The 2,659-nt window shown below is 72.2% G+C and carries 4 protein-coding genes; all 4 read left to right on the top strand.

Going from position 1 to position 2,659, the window contains the following annotated elements:
• Window positions 1-64: 64 nt before the first annotated feature.
• Window positions 65-1,237 carry a vWA domain-containing protein gene (locus AC3XYG_RS04095; protein ID WP_489138536.1) on the top strand — a complete coding sequence of 391 codons (1,173 nt, stop codon included), beginning with the start codon at window positions 65-67 and terminating at the stop codon, window positions 1,235-1,237.
• Window positions 1,234-1,554 (top strand): XdhC family protein, encoded by a 321-nt coding sequence (locus tag AC3XYG_RS04090; RefSeq protein ID WP_489138535.1) that lies wholly within the window; start codon window positions 1,234-1,236, stop codon window positions 1,552-1,554. The genes AC3XYG_RS04095 and AC3XYG_RS04090 overlap by 4 nt, the downstream gene beginning before the upstream one ends.
• Complete coding sequence (locus tag AC3XYG_RS04085) at window positions 1,551-2,276, top strand: XdhC family protein (protein ID WP_489138534.1); 726 nt, start codon at window positions 1,551-1,553, stop codon at window positions 2,274-2,276. The genes AC3XYG_RS04090 and AC3XYG_RS04085 overlap by 4 nt, the downstream gene beginning before the upstream one ends.
• Window positions 2,273-2,659: DUF8806 domain-containing protein (locus AC3XYG_RS04080; protein WP_489138533.1), on the top strand; the 387-nt coding region annotated here is incomplete at its 3' end. The genes AC3XYG_RS04085 and AC3XYG_RS04080, both read left to right, overlap by 4 nt.

The following is a 2,659-nucleotide window of genomic DNA, read 5'->3' as shown; positions in this document are numbered from 1 at the left end:
TCCGCGAGCAGGGCGTAGACATACTCGTCGCACCACTCGCCCTTGACCCAGGCGTGCCGCCGGCCTGCCGGTCGGGCCGGGCCGCACCCTGGCGGCGCTGGAGGCGCTGGAGACCATCGGCGTCGCCAGTCGGCAGGATGTCTACTGGGCGCTGCACGCCACCCTGGTGAATCGGCGCGACCAGCGCGACATCTTCGACCAGGCCTTCCACCTGTTCTGGCGCAATCCGGACATGCTGAAGCGGGCGATGACGCTGATGCTGCCGCAGATCCGCACCGGCAAGGAGGAAGAGCGCGCGGTCAACCGCCGGGTGGCGGAGGCCTTTGCCGACCGCAACCAGCCCGGCCGGGGCGAGGCGCCCGACGACGCCAAGGACCCGCCGGAGATCGAGATCGATGCCAGCCTGACCTTCTCGGAGCGGGAGCGGCTGCAGCACAAGGATTTCGAGCAGATGAGCGCGGAGGAGCTGGCCCGGGCCCGCGCCGCCATCGCGCGCTTCCGCCTGCCGGTGCGCGACGTGCCGACCCGGCGCTATGCCCCGCACCATTCGGCCGCCACCGTCGACATGCGCCAGACCCTGCGACGGTCGCTGCGCGCCGGCGGCCATTCGATCGATCTGGCGCGGCGCATCCGCCGGACCCGGCCGCCGCCGCTGGTGGTGCTGTGCGACATCTCCGGCTCGATGAGCCAGTATTCGCGCATGCTGCTGCATTTCCTGCATGCGGTGACGACCGAGCGCGACCGCGTGCACAGCTTCGTCTTCGGCACCCGGCTGACCAACATCACCCGCGCGCTGCGCCGCCGCGACGTCGACGACGCGCTGGACCGGGTCGGCCGCGCCGCGCAGGATTGGGGCGGAGGCACCCGCATCGGCGCCTGCATCGCCGAGTTCAACCGCAATTGGGGCCGGCGCGTGCTGGGCCAGGGCGCGGTGGTGATCCTGATCACCGACGGGCTCGACCGCGACGCCGGCGACCGGTTGGAAGTCGAGATCGACCGGCTGCATCGCAGCTGCCGCCGGTTGATCTGGCTCAACCCCCTGTTGCGCTGGGACGGTTATGCGCCAAAGTCTATGGGGGCCCGCGCCCTGATGCCCCATGTCGACGAGTTCCGGCCGGTGCACAGCCTGGCCAGCCTGGCGGCGCTGGTCGCGGTGCTGGCCGAGGATCAGGGCCGTGGCGACAGGCGCATGGCTAGGTGGCGGCATCTCGCTGCCCAGCAGGAGACGGTGCAATGACCGATCGTGACGATGTGCTGACCCAGGCCGCGGCCTGGGCCGCCGAAGGACGCAAGGTCGCGCTGGCGACCGTGGTCTCGACCTGGGGCTCCTCGCCCCGCCCCGCCGGCAGCCAGCTGGTGGTCGATGGCGACGGCCGGATGCAGGGCTCCGTCTCCGGCGGCTGCATCGAGGGCGCCGTGGTGCGCGAGGCGCTGGACGTGATGGCCGACGGCAAGCCGCGGCTGCTCGATTTCGGCGTCAGCGACGAACAGGCCTGGGATGTCGGCCTGGCCTGCGGCGGGAAGGTCCAGGTCTTCGTCGAGCGGCTTTCATGAAGGCAGAGATTCTCGCCGCACTGCAGGCCGCGCGGGCGGAGCATCGCGCCGCGGCTGTCGTCACCGACCTGGTCCATGGCGCCCAGGCGCTGGTGATCGGTGACGAGGTGACCGGCGATCTCGCGGTCGACGACCTGATCCTGCTGGCGGTGCAGGAGGCGGTGCGGCACGACCGCAGCCGCGCCATCGCCGACGGCACGCTGTTCGTCCAGGCCTTCGTGCCGCCGCTGCGCCTGGCCATCATCGGCGCGGTCCACATCGCCCAGGCGCTGGCGCCGATCGCGGCGCTGACCGGCTATGACGTCACCGTGATCGACCCGCGCCGGGCCTTCGCCTCGGAAGAACGCTTTCCCGGCGTCGCCATCAGCAATGAATGGCCGGATGACGGCCTGTCGGCGCTGAAGCCCGATATGCGCACCGCGATCGTGGCCCTGACCCACGACCCCAAGCTGGACGACCCGGGGTTGGAGGTCGCGCTGCGGTCGCCGGCCTTCTACATCGCCGCGCTGGGCAGCCGGAAGACCCATGCCGGGCGGCTGGAGCGGCTGGCGGCGCGCGGCCTCGGCCCCGAGGTGTTGGCCCGCATCCACGGCCCGGCCGGCCTGGCGCTCGGCGCCATCTCGCCGGCCGAGATCGCGATTTCCGTGATGGCACAGATGACCGCCGTGCTGCACGGGGCGGACCCGGCCGCGGCGGGCGCACAGGGGAAGAGGCCGGCGTGATCTTCGGGACCCTGTCCACGGCCGAAGCGGCCGGCGCCATCCTGGCCCACACCGTCGCCGCCGGCGACGTGGTGTTCCGCAAGGGCCGGCGGCTGAGTGCCGACGATGTCGCCACCCTGCGCGCCGCCGGCGTGCAGGAGATCCAGGCCGCGCGGCTGGAACGCGGCGACGTCCATGAGGACCAGGCGGCGGAGCGTGTCGCCGCGGTGCTGCGGGGGCCGGGCCTGACCGCCAGCGCCGCCTTCACCGGCCGGGTCAACCTGTTCGCCGAGGCGGCCGGCGTGGTGGTGATCGACCGCGAACGGATCGATCGGCTGAACCGGCTGGATGAATCCATCACCATCGCCACCCTGCCGGAATGGACCGAGGTCGCGCCGAAGCAG

It is taken from the genome of Inquilinus sp., assembly GCF_057815775.1.
The sequence above is the reverse complement of the archived record's forward strand: the minus strand, read 5'-3'. Positions and strand labels throughout refer to the sequence as shown.